The following is a 17,178-nucleotide window of genomic DNA, read 5'->3' on the forward strand; positions in this document are numbered from 1 at the left end:
AGGCGGTCGCCGGCCTAACCAAGGGAGGTTTCCTCGCATGAATTTGGGAATAGCAGATGTCGACATACCGATTGAGCAGTCTTCTTTCACCGCGATCTGTCGCGCTTATAGGGGCCAGTCCACGGCCTGGATCGGTCGGATTAGCGGTCCTCAAAAACTTTCGCGCTGCGAGATTCCGTGGCGAATTCGGCATCGTTAACCCGAACCACGCGGAAATTGGCGGGATGGCGACGGTCCCAACTGTCGCCGATCTGCCATTCGTCCCCGAACTGATCATCATAACCGCGCCTGCGCGAGCAGTGCCCGGCATTATCGCTGATGCGGGAGGACGAGGTGTTGCAGGGGCCGTCATCATCAGCGCTGGACTTGGTCACGGAATTGGCTCTCTTGCGGAGGCGGCCGATCAGGCGGCGCGAGTCCATGGGATGCGGCTCATCGGTCCAAACTGCCTCGGAATCATGATGCCGAGGGCCAGTTTGAATGCGAGCTTCGCAGCAAGCATGCCGGCCCCGGGACATCTGGCGCTTGTCTCGCAGTCGGGCGCGATTGCTGCAGGCATGGTGGATTGGGCGGCCAGAGAAGACGTTGGATTTTCCGGCATCGTGTCGATTGGCGATCAGCTTGACGTGGACATCGCGGATTTGCTCGATTTCTTTGCACTCGACCCCGGGACGCACGCCATTCTCCTTTACGTCGAAGCAATCAAGGATGCCCGCAAGTTCATGTCGGCAGCTCGTGCTGCAGCGCGCGTTAAGCCGGTCGTCGTCCTCAAATCCGGTCGGATGGCCCAAGGAGCGAAAGCTGCTGCGACCCATACCGGAGCCCTTGCCGGTTCTGATGATGTCTACGATGCGGCCTTCCGTCGCGCCGGCATGCTGCGGGTATTCGATCTGCATGAACTGTTCGATTGCGCAGAAACACTCGGTCGCGCCATTCAGCCAGAGGGCAAGCGGCTCGCCATTTTGACGAATGGCGGCGGCATCGGCGTTCTTGCTGTTGATCGGCTGGTCGAGCTCGGCGGAATTCCGGCCGAGATATCACCATCGGTGCAGGCGCAGCTTGATTCCGCTTTGCCCCCGACATGGTCCGGCGATAATCCGGTCGATATTGGCGGCGATGCTGATGCGGCCCGCTATGCAGCGGCGCTGAAAGTTTTGCTGGCTGATTTCGGCAACGATGCAATCCTCGTGATGAACGTGCAGACGGCAATCGCTTCTTCAAGCGACATTGCGAAGAGCGTTGTACGTGTCATTGCCGCCGACCGTGAAAAGCGCTCGGTATCGAAGCCTGTTCTCGCGGCTTGGGTCGGGGCTGATGGCGATATTGCCAAGACATTCAATGACGCGTCGATTCCCAGCTACTCCACCGAGGATGACGCCGCACGGGGCTTCATGTATCTGGTGCATCATCGTGAAGTTCGCGAGGAACTCGCCCAGGTTCCACCAAGCTTGCCGGCCGAGTTCGTCCCGGATGCCGCTACGGCAAGCAAGGTTGTCGAGGACGCCGTTGCGGCGGGGCGCTCCTGGCTAGACCCGATCGAGGTGAAACGGCTGTTCGATGCCTATCAAATTCCCATGGTGCCGACGCTTGCTGCCGCCGATGCCGATCAAGCAGCCGCGCTGGCTTCACCCTTCCTCGCGCAGCGAATGAAGGTCGTTGTGAAGGTCTTGTCTCGGGACATCACGCACAAGTCAGATGTTGGCGGTGTCGTGCTCAATCTCTCCGATGCAGATAGCGTACGTACCGCCGCCGGGGGTATTCTGGCGAGGGCGAGTGCGAAGCGTCCGGATGCGAAGCTAGCAGGCGTTATCGTGCAGCCGATGATATTGCGGCCAAACGCGCGAGAATTGATCCTGGGAATCGCGGACGATCCGACCTTCGGGCCGGTTATCGTGTTCGGGCATGGCGGAACAGCGGTTGAGGTCATTAAGGACAAGGCATTGGCGCTGCCACCTCTGGATCTGAGATTAGCTCACGATCTTATCGAACGGACACGCATCTCGCGGCTGCTTCATGCTTACCGAAATGTGCCGGCCGTCAATCGGGATGATGTCGCGCTCACGCTGGTCAAGCTGGCCCAGCTGGCAGCCGATCTACCGCAGGTGCGCGAACTTGATATCAATCCGCTGCTGGCCGACGACAGCGGCGTACTTGCGGTCGATGCACGGGTCGCTATTGGACCAACCCTGCGGAAGTTCGCCGGGCCCGGGAATGCGAGATTCGCAGTTCGGCCCTATCCGTCGGAATGGCAGCGGCACCTTGACCTCAAGGATGGCTCACAGGTTTTCGCTCGCCCGATCCAGCCAACCGATGAGCCGCTACTTCGCGAATTTCTCCAGAATGTCAGCAAACACGATCTGCGGTTGCGATTTTTCGGCGCAATAAAGGAATTCACTCATCCGTTCATCGCCAGGTTGACCCAGATCGACTATGCGCGCGCGATGGCGTTTGTAGCCTTCGATCAATCGGGCAAGGAAATTATCGGGGTCGTCCGGCTTCATTCCGATTCAGTCTACGACAATGGCGAATATGCAATCCTCCTGAAATCGTGCCTCAAGGGACACGGACTTGGATGGGCGCTGATGCAGCTAATCATTACGTACGCTCGTTCCGAAGGCCTTAAGCGGATTTCCGGTGAAGTTCTTCAGGAAAATACTGCCATGCTGGAGATGTGCCGCGAGTTGGGATTCAGCATAAGGACGGCAGCCGGTGATCCAGACCTTTGCGACGTCACGTTGACGCTGGACACCCGGTAATCCGATACAGGAACCGCTTCGTTTCGTCTCTGGTGCCTGTTTCGGTATTGATGTGGGTCAATCGGCTGCGCTTCCCACACGGTACCAGATAATCCAGCCACTTAATACGACGGGCCTGCTGATCCGCTCGCCGTTGCCACATTTCGGCGAAAGGCTGCGTTATGACCTACCGCATTGCATCCTTGCGGGCGCGCAGGCGTCTCTACGAAATCCTGGAGGCCTCGCCGCATGAGACGCGATCTGGAATGCTGGTAACCTGGCTCATCGCTTCCCTTGTTGTGGTGAGTCTATGTGGAACGGTGCTGGAGTCGGTGCCGCACTTGAACGACAAGTATGGAAGCTTATTTCGCGCCATCGAGATCACCAGCCTCATTGCATTCAGTATCGAATACGCCGCCCGAATCTGGGTCGCCCCGGAGCATCTACCTTACCGGGGACAGAGTGAGCGTACCGTGCGTCGCAACTACATCCTGAGCGGGCAGGGAATCGTCGATTTTCTAGCAATTGGTCCCCTTTGGGGCGCGATGCTGGAAACGGCAGATTTTCGTGTCCTGATCGTGCTCCGGGTGCTGCGCGTAATGAAATTCAGCCGATATTCGTCCGGGATGAACTCCCTGCTCGATGTACTCTGGAGCGAGCGGCGAGCCCTGATCGGCTGCCTCGTAATCCTGATTTGCGCCACGCTGGTATCGGCGGGTGCCATGCATGCAATCGAGGGGACGATCCAGCCCGACAAGTTCGGGACCATACCAGACGCTATGTGGTGGTCGCTCGTCACACTCAGCACGATTGGATATGGCGATGTCGTTCCGGCAACCGCGACCGGAAAGATGGTGGCCGCGGTCATCATAGTTGGAGGCGTTGTCATGATCGCACTTCCGGTCGGCATCGTCGCTAATGCATTCTCGGACGTCATCCATCGGCGCGACTTCATCGTCACCTGGAGCATGGTCGCGCGCGTGCCGATCTTTTCTCATTTGACCGCGGGCGACATCGCCCATGTGATGCAACTGCTGCGCGCCCGGCAAGTCGAAAAGGGGGAGATCATCGCTCGCCGAGGTGATGTCGCACATGCGATGTACTTCGTCACGGAGGGCGAGGTCGAAATCGAGCTTCGACCCGGTCAGTCGGTGAAGCTCGGGGCAGGGCAGTTTTTCGGTGAGCGCGCTCTGCTCAGAAAGACCTCGCGATCGGCAACTGTCATCGCCTGCGCGCGTTCCAGGCTTCTGGTGCTCGACGCTTCGGACCTGAGATCGCTAATTTCCCGCGACCCCCATATTGCCGAACATATCGACAAGATTGCCTCCGGGCGGACTGGTCATGAGGCTAAGGCGTCAATACCAAGCTAGATCTTGATCGGTTTGCGATGAATCAAGAAGCGCGCCCGCGTTCGACGATAACGAAGGAGGAGATTTTTTGAAAAGGAGTTCGCTATGGCATTCGAGGACATTCTGGTTTCCCTGACCACTTATCCCGAGCGAACAAAGCCATCCGGGATCGATGATGCTGTCGCGCTCGCTGCCGCGCTCGAATCTCGTATTTCTGCCATCGCTTGCGAGGTGAAAGTGCCGGCACCAGCTAGTCCACTGGGAAGCGCGTTGCTGAATGTCCCGGCGCTCGTAAGCGCCGAGCTGAAGAAAAGTGTGGCCGCTGCCGCGCAAGAACTGGCTGAATTCCAGAAAGCCGCTGAGCAAAGGGGTGTGTTTCAGGAGGTCATTCTGGAAAAATGCACGACGCCGGAATTTCCCGATCTGGTTACCGACTATGCGCGTCTCCGGGATCTCACCGTTGTCCCGATGCCAGATGTCGATACCGTCGAGCGATGGCTCGCCGAAACCCTGATCTTCGGTTCTGGGCGGCCCACGGTTGTTCTGCCGGAACGACCGAGATGGAGCAAGGCGGTTGCCTTGAACACGGTGGTCGTCGCTTGGGATTTCAGCCGAAATTCCACGCGCGCGGTGGCAGACGCCTTGCCGCTCCTTAAGAAAGCGAAGTTGGTCTGCATACTGACGGTGAACAATGAGAAGGTGTTTACCAGCGGGCGCTCTGGCGCGGAACTTGCTAAATATTTGGCGCGTCACGGCATCAATGTGGTTCTCGACGAAGTCGATGCCGCGGGCCGCGACATCGCCACTGTGTTTGAGTCGCATTTGACGTTGCGCGATGCAGATCTCCTGGTGATGGGAGCCTATGGTCATTCGCGTTTTCGCGAATTTGTTCTCGGGGGCGCCACCAGAAGCATGCTCGTGCGTCCACCGGTTCCGGTGTTTCTCTCGCATTGATGCATGTGTGCGCGACGATTGAATCCAACGATTGCCGCTGCCTACCGTGCGTTTGAGGCGGCCAAGCCGTTCTGGGGTCGCTCACGCACACGCAGATTCTTTAGCCGTCACTCCGGCCTTGATGACATCGCCAAAGGGCTCGCATTTTTCGGCGCGAGGTTGCTCGATCCGCCAGTGCGATAACGGGATCGCTTGCACCCGCGATACTTCCTGCCGGTTGCAGCGATCGTTGTGCTTGTGGTGGGCCATGACGGAATTCGCGAGCAGCGCAGAGAAAGTGAACGCTTTAACACCTGCTGTGTCGCTTCCCAGCACCGCAGTCGGGCATCGTCGCGGCGGTCATCGGCCCATCGACGTCCGCTTTTGTCAACATCTTGAAGCAAAGGTCCCCAGGGAGGGATTATGTTGCGACGCAACAACAAACCGGCTCGCTTCTTTGACGTGTTTGATGCATTCTATCTTGGAACTCACGTTTAAGCGGGGTTTGGGATGGCACATGTTGGCGAGAACTACGTCCGGTTGGTCGGAGGCGATCTTGTATCGTCCGTCATTACCGACACGCCGAGCATGCGCATCGAAGTGCTTCGCAGGGAAACAGTAGGACGAATGCATTGGCATTTTCGCCAGCCGGAGCTGTCACTGTTCTGGTTCGGCAAGGGAGCCGAACGCCTGAGAGCCACGATTGACGGACGGCCGGTGGAGCGCTGGTTTCCGGGCAAGTCGAAGCTCGCGATCTTCCCCGCCGCCATCGAGATCGAAGGTGAGTGGAATGTCGGGCCGACCCTCGACTACACGGTGGTGTTCCTGAACCCGTCTTTCGTGGGTGAGCGCCTTCAACAGGCAATTACGAATCCCACAGTGGCTTTTGAGCACGACGGATTGACCCGCGGCCTCGCCGAACTCTGCCGTGAGGCAGCCTCGCCGGATAACGTTTTCAACCTCATGGCGGAGGGATGGTCGATTCAGGCACTGGCCCATATTTCCCGGGTCAGCGAAAGAAGTCAGCAGGCGTCCAGCGAGTTGCGGGGCGGTTTGCCTGGCCGCAGTCTTCGGCGCCTTGAGGAATATGTTCGGGAGAATCTGACCCAGCCGATCTGTCTTGCGGAACTTTCGGAGATCGCGGGGCTGAGCAAGCGGCATTTCCTGCGGGCGTTTCAGGAAAGCGTCGGCGTGACGCCCTATAACTACGTTCTTTCGCGCCGGATCGATGAAGCGAAGCGCCGACTGTCAGATACGGAAGACAGCATTGTCGATGTCGCCCTCGCGACCGGTTTCAGCCACGCCCAGCATTTCTCGACGAGCTTCAAGAAAGCGACCGGTGTGACGCCATCCGCGTTCCGTCAGCGCTGTCTGTCGTAGGCAGCAACCCTCTCTGACATGCGCCGACCGGTTTTTCCGGACTAAATGGCGTTTTTCCGGAAGTTCTGTCGCTATCCTGCAAGTCAGGATCAGCCTCGCGATCTAACACTATCCCACAAAAATCCACGCAGACTGCGACCGCTCGGCCGTGGCCAAGCGGGAGTTTCGGGGCGGAACGCCCGGCATAGGGAGAGCGGGATGGCTATTTTCAACGGATACACGCGCATTGGTGTGGCAGCGGCGATAGGTCTTGCGGCATCGGCCAGCGTGACGGCGTACGCGCAGGAGAAGACTCCGATCAAGATCGGGCTGATGCTGCCGTATAAGGGCGTCTATGCGCCTCTTGCGGTGAATATTGACCAGGGCTTCCAGATCGCGCTCGAGGAATACGGCAACAAGTCCGCCGGGAGGCCCATAGAGATCATCCGCGCCGACGACGAACTGACGCCGAGTGTCGGGGTCCAGAAATTCAACAAGTTCGTGCAATCCGACAAGGTCGATCTGGTCGCCGGAGTCGTCGGCTCCAATGTCGGTATCGCGGTCTCCGAACTGGCGGACAAGAACAAGATGCCGATGGTGTTCGCCAATGCATTCGCCGACGAAATCACCGGCAAGTTTTGCAGCCCATACATCGCCCGCACGTCTTTCAGCGCCAACGGGTTCGAATATGCTTCCGGAAAGTACTGGGCCAGCAAGGGCGTGAAGACCGCCGTCACGATGGGGCCCGATTACTCGGCGGGGCGTGCATTCATCGGCGGATTCAAGCGCGGCTTTGAGGACAACGGCGGCAAGGTTATCGAGGAAATCTGGACCCCGTTCCAGAAGACCAAGGATTACAGTGCCGCGCTGACGCAGGCTTCGAACTCCGGCGCGCAAATTATTTACGCCTTCTATGCGGGCGCGGAAGCAATCCAGGTCGTCAAGCAGCACGCCGATTTCGGACTGCGGACCAAGATCCCCCTGATTGGCGATCACTGGGTTTATGACGAAGCGCTTTGGCCGGCCCTGGGTGATCTGGCCCTGAATGCGCAGCACGTTGCCACGCATTATCCGGGTATCCCCACCGAAGCGAACCAGAAGTTCGTGAAGGCCTATACCGCGAAGTACAAGCAGGAACCCGACGTCAGCGCGGAGCTTGGCTATGACAACGGCAAGGCGATCATGCTGACACTTGAGAAGCTCGGCGGCCAGATGCCGGAAGATCGCACCAAGTTCATCTCCACGATGCGCGACCTGACGTTCGACGCTCCGCGTGGAAAGATCAAGTTCAATGCGCAGAACAGCGCGTTGCTCGAGAAGGTCTATGTGATCGAGATCGTCAAGGGACCCGACGGCAAGATGCAGCGTAAGTCGCTGGATCAGTTTCCGGGAGCGGGCGATCTGCCGGGTTGCACGAAATCGTTCTGATCCGAGGCGAACTTCGCTTCCGGCGAAGCTCGCGCTTTCTCGACGTTGTGTGAAACATGCAGCTTTTTCTGATTCAGCTTCTTAATGGCGTCCAGCTAAGCATGCTGGTGTTCCTGCTCGCGGTCGGCCTTACGCTGATCTTCGGATTGATGAACATCCTCAATCTGGCCCACGGCGCGTTCTTCACGATGGGCGCTTACTTCGGACTGGTTATTGCCAACAAGACAGGCTCGTTCTGGCTTGCGCTGCTGATAGGCCCGCTGCTGCCGTTCCTGGCAGGCTTTGTGCTGCAACTCTTCGTTCTGCAACCGCTGGCTCAGCGCGGACGCTCGACGCATCTCGATCTCGCCTTGCTAACGTTCGGCCTGCTGTTCGCAACCGCGGGTGCCGTCGAGTACATCTACGGATCGGCATTTCACAGCATTGCCACGCCCGATTTCCTCAAAGGCCGTGTTGCCTTGCTGGGCATCGAATATCCGCTCTATCGGCTTTTCATCATCGCGGTTGGCATTGCCATCGCTGTCGCGCTTGTCCTGGTCATCGACCGTACGCTGATCGGTGCCACGCTGCGGGCCGGTGTTGACAACCGCGAGATGGTCACGGCGCTCGGCATCAACATCAATGTTCTGTTTGCGCTGGTGTTCGGGTTCGGTTCCGCTCTCGCCGGCTTTGCGGGTGTCGTCGCCGCACCGGTCATGAGCATCTACTCCAACATGGGAATCGGAATCGTCGTGACGACGTTCGTGGTCGTGGTGGTGGGCGGTCTCGGCAATCTCAGGGGGTCGTTCTATGCGTCACTTATCGTGGGTATGACCGATACGTTTGCCCAGGCCTACCTTCCGGAGGCTGAGCTCTTTGCGATTTACGCGCTTCTGATCGCTGTGATGATCTTCCGTCCGCAGGGCCTCTTTGGCGCGGTGGGGAGGGTCGCATGAGCGCAGATATCATTCTTGCACGGGACAACGGTTCCAGCGGGGTGAAGCGTCTGTCGCTTCCAATGTCGCGTCGCGCTTGCGCGGCGTTGTTCGCGCTCTTCGGCGTCGGCCTTTGCGCGCTGCCATCGTTCACCTCCGGCTATGTCATGACTCTGGCGGTCGAAGTCATGATCGCGGGCGTATTCGCCTCCGGCATCAATCTTCTGACCGGGTACACGGGCCTCGTATCGCTCGGACAGGCGATGTTTCTCGGGTTTGGTGGATACGGCATCGCGATCGGAACGGCGCTGCTTGGGTGGCCGCTGTGGGTTTCTGCGCCGGTCACGCTGGTGGTGGTAGCCGTGATTGCTGCTGCCATTGGCGCGATTTGCACCCGGACACGCGGCGTCGAGTTTCTTCTGATCACGCTGGCATTCTCCCAGATGTTTTATGGCGCGATGATCAAATTGCGATGGACCAACGGGTCTGACGGCATGACGGGAATTCCGCGTCCCGATCTGTCATGGCTCGGCGTGAGCGCGGATAACCCGACCGTCTTCTACTACTACGTTCTCGCCGTTGCGGTTCTGGCGTTGCTGATGCTGTGGCGGATCGTGACGTCGCCTTTCGGCAGCGTCCTGGTCGGCATTCGTGAAAACGAGCGCCGCATGATGTCGATGGGATACGCGGTTGCGAACTACAAGATCGGATCGTTCGCGCTGGCCGCAGTGATTTGCGCGGTCGCGGGCATTTTACAGGCGCAATATACCTATTTCGTCAATCCGGATGCGATGAGCTGGCAAATGAGCGGCGAGGGCGTGCTGATGGTCATCATCGGCGGTGCCAATGTCATCCTTGGGCCGTTTGTTGGGGCTGCCATCTTTGTCGTTGTGAAGCAGGCGCTGAGCATGATCACCGAAGAATACAACTTGTTCTTCGGCATCTTCTTCATGCTTGTGGTTGCGTTTTTCCGCGGCGGCGTTCTTGGCGCCATCACTGCGCTGATCGGAAAACGACAATGAGCGCGCTCGAAATCAGGAATTTGCGCAAGGCCTTCGGCGGGCTTCAGGTCATCAGTGACCTCGATCTGAAGGTGCCGTCAGGCCAGCGTCATGCTGTAATCGGGCCGAACGGCGCCGGAAAGACTACGCTGTTCAACATCATCACGGGATGGCAGCCGCCGACCAGCGGTGAAATTCTCATTCATGGCGTCCCGGTGCAGCAGGGGCGACCAGACCTTGTTACGCGAGGTGGGCTGTCTCGGTCTTTCCAAAAGAACATGCTGCTCGAGAGCGTTACGGTGCTCGAGAACCTACGCGTTGCCTGCCAGGCGTTTGATGCGTCGCGGCGCTCCGTATTTCGCTCTTGCGCGTCATTTTCGGATGTCGTCGGCAAAGCGCGTCTCGCCGCCGAGCAAATGCACCTTGACACCGTGCTGCATCGGAATGTCAACGAGCTGTCCTACGGACAGAAGCGCCAACTCGAGGTGGCGATCGCACTCTGTGCCGAACCGAAGATCCTGCTGATGGACGAGCCGGCGGCCGGAACGTCACCCGATGAGCGCGCCAGCTTGATCAAGCTGATCAATGGCCTGTCAAGTGAGCTGACTATCGTTCTGGTCGAACACGATATGGATGTCGTGTTTGCAATCTGCGACATCATCACGGTGCTGAGTTACGGCAAGGTGCTCGCAACGGGGACGAAGCACGAGATTCAGTCCAATCCCCAGGTGATCGAAGCATATCTGGGGCAGCACCATGCTTAGGGTCGAACATCTTCACACCTACTATGGTGAAAGCCACATTCTGCAAGGCGTCGATCTCTCCGTGTCTGCCGCGCAGTGCGTGGCGCTGCTCGGACGTAACGGTGCCGGCAAGACAACGACGCTGCGTTCGATCCTCGGTTTGACGCCGGCGCGAGGTGGCCACGTTATTTTCAATGGAACCGATATTACGCGGTTGCCGACACATCGAATTGTGAAGTCCGGCATCGCTTTCGTGCCTGAGGACCGCGGCATTTTCCCGACAGTGACTGTTGAGGAACATCTTGCCATTGCTCTTGGTGCATCGAAGCATCGGCCGCGGCGCAAGCCAGTGGAGTATGTGTTCGAGATATTTCCGCGCCTTGCCGAACGGCGCAGGAGCCTTGGCGGGCAACTGTCCGGCGGCGAACAGCAGATGCTGGCGATCGGACGGGCGCTGGTCGCCGGGCCCGATCTGATGATCCTCGACGAACCCAGCGAAGGTCTGGCGCCGGTGATTATCGAGAAACTAGAAGCGGTACTCAAGGATATCAAGGCGTCAGGAACGCCCATTCTGCTGGTTGAACAGAACTATCATCTCGCCACTCAACTGGCTGACTATGTCTACGTAATTAGTCAGGGACGGGTTCAGTTCGCCGGCGACACGCAATTATTGATCGCAAATGAAGACATCAGGCGGACGTATCTGAGTGTGTGACGTTCACGGATGGCGATGGCCGAAGCGAGTTTTTCAGCACGGGAAGTGAAGATATGCCTGGTCCTTTAAGTGGAGTGCGGGTCCTTGATCTGACAGCGGTGGTGTCGGGTCCGTATGCGACGATGTTTCTGGCTGATCAGGGTGCGGATGTGCTCAAGATCGAGCCGATCGGCGGCGATGGCACCCGCCGCAGCCGGAACCTGATCGATGCGGCCGGTGAGTTCTCGGCTCTGTTCGTCTCGTGCAACCGCGGCAAGCGCTCGCTGTCGATCGATATCAAGAGTGATGCAGGGCGTGAGGTCTTGGCCAAACTGGCGTCGCAGGCGGATGTGCTGGTGCAGAACTTCCGTCCCGGTACCATGGAGCGCCTCGGGCTCGGTCACGAAGAGTTACGCGAAAAGTATCCGCGATTGATCTATGTCTCTATCAGCGGCGTCGGCGACAGCGGGCCTTATGTCAAGAAGCGGGTTTACGACCCCATCGTTCAGGCGCTGTCAGGCTTTGCCGACATTCAGGCGCAACCGATCACGAACCGTCCACAGATGATCCGCACCATCGTCTGTGACAAAACCACCTCGGTCTTCACGGCGCAGGCGGTGTCTTCCGCCCTTTATGCCCGCGAAAAGACGGGCAAGGGCGACCATATCCAGGTGGCGATGCTGGATGCCATGATTTCCTATCTGTGGCCGGAAGGCATGATGCAGTACACGGTGGTTGGCTCTGAAGCCTCGACAACAGATCCGAACGACCGGCCGGACCTCGTGTTCCAGACCCTGGATGGTTACATCACCTGTGGAACGATCTCGGATTCAGAGTGGCAAGGCTTCTGCAAGGCATCCGGCGATCCGGAGCTTGCGAAGGACGAGCGTTTTGCAACGCCGAGCGCGCGGTTCATCAACGCGACGGCCCGCATCAACACGATGCAGGAATACATTGCCAAGCATACCACAGCTGAATGGCTAGAGCGACTTGACGCTGCCGACGTGCCATGCTCGCCGATCCTTCGTCGTGCTGAAATCATCGATAACGAACAGGTGGTGGCGCGCGGGTTGATCGAGGAGTTCGAACAGCCGACGGTTGGCCGGGTGCGGCAACCGAAGCCCGCGGCAATCTTCGAGGTCAATCAGGCTGCGATTGGCGGTCCGGCGCCGCGGGTGGGTGAGCACTCTCGCACGGTCCTGCGCGAACTTGGGTACGCGGACGCAGCTATCGACGCAATGATCGCCGACAAAGCGGTCAGGGCGGCCGGATAAATGAACGAACGGTTTCAGTTTCTGGAGAACGAACAGTGGCGGATAAAATGAAAGTCGCACTCCTTGTTGGCGCAGGCGATGCAATCGGCGCGGCCGTTGCGCAGCGGTTTGGGAGGGGCGGTTACGCAGTCTGTATTGCGCGGCGTGATGCCGAAAAGTCCAAGGGACTTGTCGATTCGATGAGGGCGGAGGGGTACGACGTACGCGCATACAGCGTCGATGCGCGCAAGGAAGAGGAGGTGCAGAAACTGTTCGCGGATGTCGAGAAGGAGGTGGGCCCAATCGAGGTCTGCCTGTTCAACGCTGGATCGAACGTCAACAAGCCGCTGCTGGAGACAACAGAGAAGCTGTTCTTCAAAGCCTGGGAACTCGCGTGCTATGCGGGCTTTCTTGTGGGGCGCGAGGCGGCCAAACACATGTCGGTACGGGGCCGCGGGACCATCCTATTTACCGGCGCAACCGCCAGCGTTCGCGGCGGAAAGGGTTTTGCGGCGTTTTCGGCAGCCAAGTTCGGCTTGCGCGCCGTCGCCCAGGCAATGGCCCGTGAGCTCGGACCGAAGAACATTCATGTCGTCCATCTCCTGATCGATGCAGGCGTCGACAGCGAAGCTATTCATCAGCGCATGAAGGCGGCAACCGGAATCAGCGCCAGCGAAATTCCGCCCGACAGCCTGACCAAAACCGCGTCCATTGCCGAGGCGTACTGGTTTGCTCACCATCAATCCAAAGACGGCTGGACTCACGAGCTCGATCTGCGCCCCTCGGTGGAGACTTGGTGAAAAATGGCAGGCGATCTTATCCTTTGGGGTGTCGGCACTACGCGCACGATACGCGCGCACTGGGCACTTCACGAATTGAATCTTCCGTACAAGTCGCGGCCCATCCTTCCGCGATCGGGTGAGACCAAGACGGAGGAGTATACGATCCTGAATCCAAGGCAGAAGATTCCGCTTTTGCAGGACGGCGATTTGACCATTGGGGAGAGCGCGGCCATCGTTGCATATCTCGCCAACAAGCATCGGACAGGAGACGGAGGGCTCGTCCCAGATTGTCCAAAACTCTATGCGAAGTGGCTGGAATGGTGCTTCTTCATCGTGACCGAGCTGGACTCAACCAGTCTCTATGTCATGAGGCGACATGGTACCAACAAGGGACTGGCGCATATCTATGGGGATGCGCCGCATGTTGTTGCGAAGGCAGGCGAATACTTCCGCGAACAGCTTCGGCATGTCGATGTGGCTTTGTCGGACGGTCGCGATTATCTCATGGGTGCCCAGTTCACCACGGCCGACATACTGCTGACGACTTGCCTGACGTGGGCCATCGATTACGGAGTTGGCATTTGCGACAGCGCTGCGCCATACCTTGAGCGTGTCACATCACGTGCGGGATACCGAGCCGGCGAAACAGCGAATTTCGCGGAAATTTAGCGGGCAGCGCAATCGAGCTTCAGGATTGATTGGCTGCGCTCGGCAGGGCCTTTCGGTTGCCCCCGAATCTCGTGCGTATCAACGCCATCCCGGCTTGCAGAAAATACCCCAGCGTCAATCCGGCGAAGACGCCTAGCACCTTGACGCCTGCGTCACGCAGGCGCGCGTGACGGCCCAGCGACGCGACCTGCGCAAACTCAATGATAAAAACGGCAAGCACAAGCGAAAGCCCGACGATTGAGATTCTGTTTGGGTAGGCGAGAGTGAACAGCATCGCGACTGTGAGAAGGGCGAAAAATCTTTCAACGCTGCCTGGCAAGTGAGTGACTGGCCGCAATCCGATCGGGCCGTCCGTAACAATCACGATTGCGAGGATGGAGGCCCAGGCAAGCACTTGGAATATTGTTCTGAACATGCGCCTTGCTTTGTACGTCTGAGCCGCGTTCTGACGCGCTTATAGAGCCAATTTTATAGATCCGATTATGCCTTGTTCAATAGGTTAACGAAGCGTTAATCGAAGCGCTCATTTTGAGGCAAGGTAAGCCTAACAAGCGATGACATTCCGCTTTGTCTTCCTCTTTCGCCTCCGCCAGCCTACGACTTTAAAAAAAGACGAGGCTCAAATGAATTCATGGCTCGATAGCTCCGATCTGATCGAACTCGCACCGGGAAGCGCGCAGGCGGCTGCCGATCGCTTGCCGGTCATTGCTCCTGTCATACCGAACAACTCCTCTCCACGCCGCATCAGCATCTTTGGCCTGGGCTACGTCGGAGCTGTATCGGCCGCGTGTTTCTCGCGTACGGGCCACACGGTTATTGGGCTGGATACCAATGACATCAAGCGGCAGTGCTTCCGCGAGGGAAAGCCGCCGGTTGTCGAGGCCGGTCTTGACGACTTCATGCAGCAGGGCGTCCGTTCGGGACGTCTGACTGCGACCGACGATGTCGTTCAGGCGATCCGCGACACCGATATTTCGCTGATTTGCGTCGGTACGCCGAGCCGCGATAACGGCAGCATCAACATCGATACCGTCTGCAGCGTCATTGCTGAAATCGGACGCGCGCTTCGGGAAAAGCAGGGCGATCACCTTGTCATCGTGCGTTCGACGATGATTCCGGGTTCGATGCGCAACACGATTATTCCAATTCTGGAGCGCGAATCCGGTCGCCGCTGCGGCGAGGGGCTCTCGGTAGCGTACAATCCCGAGTTTCTCAGGGAAAGCACGGCTGTCGCCGATTTCTTTGCACCACCAAAGACCGTTGTCGGCGCGGATGATCCGGTTGCTGCGCTTGCGGTCGCGAACCTCTATGAAGGAATTCGCGCGCCGCTTTTCACGGTGTCGTTCGAAGCCAGCGAAATGATCAAGTATGCGGACAACACGTGGCACGCGCTCAAGGTTTGCTTCGGAAACGAGATCGGGAACATCTGCCAGGCACTGAACATTGACAGCTACGAGCTGATGAACGTGTTCTGCTCAGATACAAAGCTCAATATTTCGCCTTACTACCTCAAGCCCGGTTACGCGTTCGGTGGCTCATGTCTGCCGAAGGACGCGCGCGCGCTGACGTATCTTGCACGTCAGCTCGACGTCGAGGTGCCGATCCTTTCCAATATCCTGCCCAGCAACCGCAATCAGATCGAAAGAGCGATCAACAAGGTCGTTGCGTTCGGTCAGCGGGATATCGCAGTGCTCGGATTCAGCTTCAAGCCAGGTACGGACGACTTGCGCGAAAGCCCGCAGGTCGAACTGATCGAACGCCTGATCGGAAAGGGTTTCAATCTCAAGCTTTATGATCCGAGCGTCAATCTCTCGGCGCTGACCGGCGTGAACAGGCAATACATCGAGAAGGCAATTCCTCACATCGGTTCGATCATGATGACGTCGCTGCGGAAAACCGTGGTTGCGGCTGACGTCATTATCATCGGAAACGCATCTCCTGAGTTTCGCAACATCGAGCCGATGCTCAGCGAGGACCAGATTGTTCTCGACCTTGCCAGGTTGTGGGAATCTCCAGACATGAAGGCGCGTTATGTCGGAATCAACTGGTGATACGCGCCTTGTCAAGGATGGACGGCCGCTTCGTGTCCTGATCATTGTCGAGAACCTCTCGGTACCTTTCGACCGGCGTGTATGGTCGGAAGCCAAGACCATGGCCAAAGCCGGATGCGTGGTCTCTGTGATCTGCCCGAAAGGGTTTAACGCGCAAGAGAGCTACGAATTCATCGATGGCGTTCACATCCATCGCCACGGAATGCCCTTCGAAGCCAGGCGTGCTTCGGGTTATCCGCTCGAATATGGCTGGGCACTGGCCTGCGAATTCTTCCTGAGCTGGAAAGTTTTTTTCGCGCGGGGATTCGATGTGATCCATGCGTGCAACCCGCCGGATACGATCTTTTTGATCGGCGGCTTCTTCAAGTTGTTCCTTGGAAAAATGTTCGTATTCGATCACCACGACATCAATCCGGAGCTATACGTATCGAAATTTGGCCGGAAAGACTTCTTCTATCGGCTGCTTGTGCTGCTCGAGAAGATGACGTTCCTGACGGCGGATATTTCGCTGGCCACGAATGAATCGTATCGCAGGATTGCGCTGACGCGTGGCGGGATGCGCGATGATAAGGTCTTTGTCGTGCGCTCCGGTCCGGATCTCAATCGTATTCAAATTCTTCCGCCTAATCCGCAGTTGCGGAAGGGCCGGAATTTTTTGGTTGGCTATGTTGGCGTCATGGGTGCGCAGGAGGGGATTGATCTGCTGCTGAATGCCGTGAAGGTGATTGTGGAAGACTTCCGGCGATCGGACATTCATTTTGGGCTTGTCGGGGGAGGTCCCGCACTTGAGGAAATGAAGGCGCTGGCGAAAACGCTCGGTGTGCAGGATTTCGTCACATTCACCGGCCGCGCCAGTGACCACGACCTGTTCGAAATGCTGAACACGGCGGATGTCTGCGTTAATCCGGACAAGGCTGACGAAATGAACGACAAGTCCACCATGAACAAGATCATGGAGTACATGGCGCTGAGCAAGCCGATCGTTCAGTTCGATCTGACGGAAGGACGGGTTTCCGCGGCCGATGCATCGCTTTACGCGCGACACAACGATCCACGGGATATGGCGGGCAAGATTATCGAACTCCTTGACGATCCGGAGCGTCGCGCGGCGATGGGCGCCTTCGGTCGTGAGCGGATCGAAAGGGATCTGTCCTGGGAGCACGAGGCGCCCAAGCTGCTCGGAGCTTACGCTGCTCTGATCAAGAACAAGACCAAACGGCCCAAGGCAAAAAACCCGGTCACTGCGACTCCGCAGGCAAGCTAGGAT

The 17,178-nt window shown here is 58.0% G+C and carries 16 protein-coding genes; 14 read left to right on the top strand and 2 right to left on the bottom strand.

Going from position 1 to position 17,178, the window contains the following annotated elements:
- Window positions 1-56: 56 nt before the first annotated feature.
- From AC1Q67_RS18410 to AC1Q67_RS18420, 3 genes are all read left to right on the top strand, one after another.
- Entirely contained in the window at window positions 57-2,756 is a 2,700-nt protein-coding gene (locus AC1Q67_RS18410; RefSeq protein ID WP_492236866.1) for a bifunctional acetate--CoA ligase family protein/GNAT family N-acetyltransferase, read from the top strand.
- A gap of 161 nt (window positions 2,757-2,917) precedes the next feature.
- Complete coding sequence (locus AC1Q67_RS18415; RefSeq protein WP_492236865.1) at window positions 2,918-4,105, top strand: cyclic nucleotide-gated ion channel; 1,188 nt, start codon at window positions 2,918-2,920, stop codon at window positions 4,103-4,105.
- A gap of 84 nt (window positions 4,106-4,189) precedes the next feature.
- Entirely contained in the window at window positions 4,190-5,038 is an 849-nt protein-coding gene (locus tag AC1Q67_RS18420; RefSeq protein WP_492236864.1) for a universal stress protein, read from the top strand.
- Between the two features lie 81 nt (window positions 5,039-5,119).
- On the opposite strand, the gene AC1Q67_RS18425 is transcribed toward AC1Q67_RS18420, so the two are convergent.
- Window positions 5,120-5,287 carry a hypothetical protein gene (locus AC1Q67_RS18425; protein WP_492236863.1) on the bottom strand — a complete coding sequence of 56 codons (168 nt, stop codon included), beginning with the start codon at window positions 5,285-5,287 and terminating at the stop codon, window positions 5,120-5,122.
- 240 nt (window positions 5,288-5,527) lie between these two features.
- Between AC1Q67_RS18425 and AC1Q67_RS18430 the strand changes: the two genes are divergently transcribed.
- The 9 genes from AC1Q67_RS18430 (at window position 5,528) to AC1Q67_RS18470 (ending at window position 13,860) form a co-directional block, all read left to right on the top strand.
- On the top strand, window positions 5,528-6,397 hold the full coding sequence (locus AC1Q67_RS18430; protein ID WP_492236862.1) for an AraC family transcriptional regulator: 870 nt from the start codon (window positions 5,528-5,530) through the stop codon (window positions 6,395-6,397).
- 198 nt (window positions 6,398-6,595) lie between these two features.
- On the top strand, window positions 6,596-7,804 hold the full coding sequence (locus tag AC1Q67_RS18435) for an ABC transporter substrate-binding protein (RefSeq protein WP_492236861.1): 1,209 nt from the start codon (window positions 6,596-6,598) through the stop codon (window positions 7,802-7,804).
- Window positions 7,805-7,860: 56 nt separating this feature from the next.
- A complete protein-coding gene (locus AC1Q67_RS18440) occupies window positions 7,861-8,739 on the top strand; it encodes a branched-chain amino acid ABC transporter permease (RefSeq protein WP_024574566.1) in 879 nt (292 codons plus the stop codon).
- Window positions 8,736-9,740 (top strand): branched-chain amino acid ABC transporter permease, encoded by a 1,005-nt coding sequence (locus tag AC1Q67_RS18445; protein WP_492236860.1) that lies wholly within the window; start codon window positions 8,736-8,738, stop codon window positions 9,738-9,740. Before AC1Q67_RS18440 ends, AC1Q67_RS18445 begins: the two co-directional genes overlap by 4 nt.
- Window positions 9,737-10,483: an ABC transporter ATP-binding protein gene (locus AC1Q67_RS18450; protein ID WP_492236859.1), complete on the top strand. Its 747-nt coding sequence runs from the start codon at window positions 9,737-9,739 to the stop codon at window positions 10,481-10,483. Before AC1Q67_RS18445 ends, AC1Q67_RS18450 begins: the two co-directional genes overlap by 4 nt.
- On the top strand, window positions 10,476-11,177 hold the full coding sequence (locus tag AC1Q67_RS18455; protein ID WP_492236858.1) for an ABC transporter ATP-binding protein: 702 nt from the start codon (window positions 10,476-10,478) through the stop codon (window positions 11,175-11,177). Before AC1Q67_RS18450 ends, AC1Q67_RS18455 begins: the two co-directional genes overlap by 8 nt.
- Before the next feature lie 53 nt (window positions 11,178-11,230).
- Window positions 11,231-12,430, top strand: coding sequence for a CaiB/BaiF CoA transferase family protein (locus AC1Q67_RS18460; protein ID WP_492236857.1), 1,200 nt, complete (start codon window positions 11,231-11,233; stop codon window positions 12,428-12,430).
- 47 nt (window positions 12,431-12,477) lie between these two features.
- Window positions 12,478-13,209, top strand: coding sequence for an SDR family NAD(P)-dependent oxidoreductase (locus AC1Q67_RS18465; RefSeq protein ID WP_492236856.1), 732 nt, complete (start codon window positions 12,478-12,480; stop codon window positions 13,207-13,209).
- A gap of 3 nt (window positions 13,210-13,212) precedes the next feature.
- Entirely contained in the window at window positions 13,213-13,860 is a 648-nt protein-coding gene (locus AC1Q67_RS18470; RefSeq protein WP_492236855.1) for a glutathione S-transferase family protein, read from the top strand.
- A 19-nt stretch (window positions 13,861-13,879) separates the two neighbouring features.
- Here AC1Q67_RS18470 and AC1Q67_RS18475 read toward each other — a convergent pair whose 3' ends face one another.
- Window positions 13,880-14,254, bottom strand: coding sequence for a hypothetical protein (locus tag AC1Q67_RS18475; RefSeq protein WP_051363668.1), 375 nt, complete (start codon window positions 14,252-14,254; stop codon window positions 13,880-13,882).
- A gap of 229 nt (window positions 14,255-14,483) precedes the next feature.
- Here AC1Q67_RS18475 and AC1Q67_RS18480 point away from each other — a divergent pair, with 229 nt between their 5' ends.
- Window positions 14,484-15,911 carry a nucleotide sugar dehydrogenase gene (locus AC1Q67_RS18480; RefSeq protein ID WP_492236854.1) on the top strand — a complete coding sequence of 476 codons (1,428 nt, stop codon included), beginning with the start codon at window positions 14,484-14,486 and terminating at the stop codon, window positions 15,909-15,911.
- Complete coding sequence (locus AC1Q67_RS18485) at window positions 15,892-17,175, top strand: glycosyltransferase family 4 protein (RefSeq protein ID WP_492236853.1); 1,284 nt, start codon at window positions 15,892-15,894, stop codon at window positions 17,173-17,175. The genes AC1Q67_RS18480 and AC1Q67_RS18485 overlap by 20 nt, the downstream gene beginning before the upstream one ends.
- Window positions 17,176-17,178: the final 3 nt, after the last annotated feature.

It is taken from the genome of Afipia sp. GW823-FHT06G09 (assembly GCF_058794875.1).

Coding starts and splice junctions, on each gene's coding strand:
- AC1Q67_RS18445 (WP_492236860.1), top strand. CDS start 8,736: ATGAGCGCAGATATCATTCTTGCACGGGACAACGGTTCCAGCGGGGTG.
- AC1Q67_RS18450 (WP_492236859.1), top strand. CDS start 9,737: ATGAGCGCGCTCGAAATCAGGAATTTGCGCAAGGCCTTCGGCGGGCTT.
- AC1Q67_RS18435 (WP_492236861.1), top strand. CDS start 6,596: ATGGCTATTTTCAACGGATACACGCGCATTGGTGTGGCAGCGGCGATA.
- AC1Q67_RS18460 (WP_492236857.1), top strand. CDS start 11,231: ATGCCTGGTCCTTTAAGTGGAGTGCGGGTCCTTGATCTGACAGCGGTG.
- AC1Q67_RS18455 (WP_492236858.1), top strand. CDS start 10,476: ATGCTTAGGGTCGAACATCTTCACACCTACTATGGTGAAAGCCACATT.
- AC1Q67_RS18415 (WP_492236865.1), top strand. CDS start 2,918: ATGACCTACCGCATTGCATCCTTGCGGGCGCGCAGGCGTCTCTACGAA.
- AC1Q67_RS18485 (WP_492236853.1), top strand. CDS start 15,892: ATGTCGGAATCAACTGGTGATACGCGCCTTGTCAAGGATGGACGGCCG.
- AC1Q67_RS18480 (WP_492236854.1), top strand. CDS start 14,484: ATGAATTCATGGCTCGATAGCTCCGATCTGATCGAACTCGCACCGGGA.
- AC1Q67_RS18430 (WP_492236862.1), top strand. CDS start 5,528: ATGGCACATGTTGGCGAGAACTACGTCCGGTTGGTCGGAGGCGATCTT.
- AC1Q67_RS18420 (WP_492236864.1), top strand. CDS start 4,190: ATGGCATTCGAGGACATTCTGGTTTCCCTGACCACTTATCCCGAGCGA.
- AC1Q67_RS18470 (WP_492236855.1), top strand. CDS start 13,213: ATGGCAGGCGATCTTATCCTTTGGGGTGTCGGCACTACGCGCACGATA.
- AC1Q67_RS18425 (WP_492236863.1), bottom strand. CDS start 5,287: ATGGCCCACCACAAGCACAACGATCGCTGCAACCGGCAGGAAGTATCG.
- AC1Q67_RS18465 (WP_492236856.1), top strand. CDS start 12,478: ATGAAAGTCGCACTCCTTGTTGGCGCAGGCGATGCAATCGGCGCGGCC.
- AC1Q67_RS18410 (WP_492236866.1), top strand. CDS start 57: ATGTCGACATACCGATTGAGCAGTCTTCTTTCACCGCGATCTGTCGCG.
- AC1Q67_RS18440 (WP_024574566.1), top strand. CDS start 7,861: ATGCAGCTTTTTCTGATTCAGCTTCTTAATGGCGTCCAGCTAAGCATG.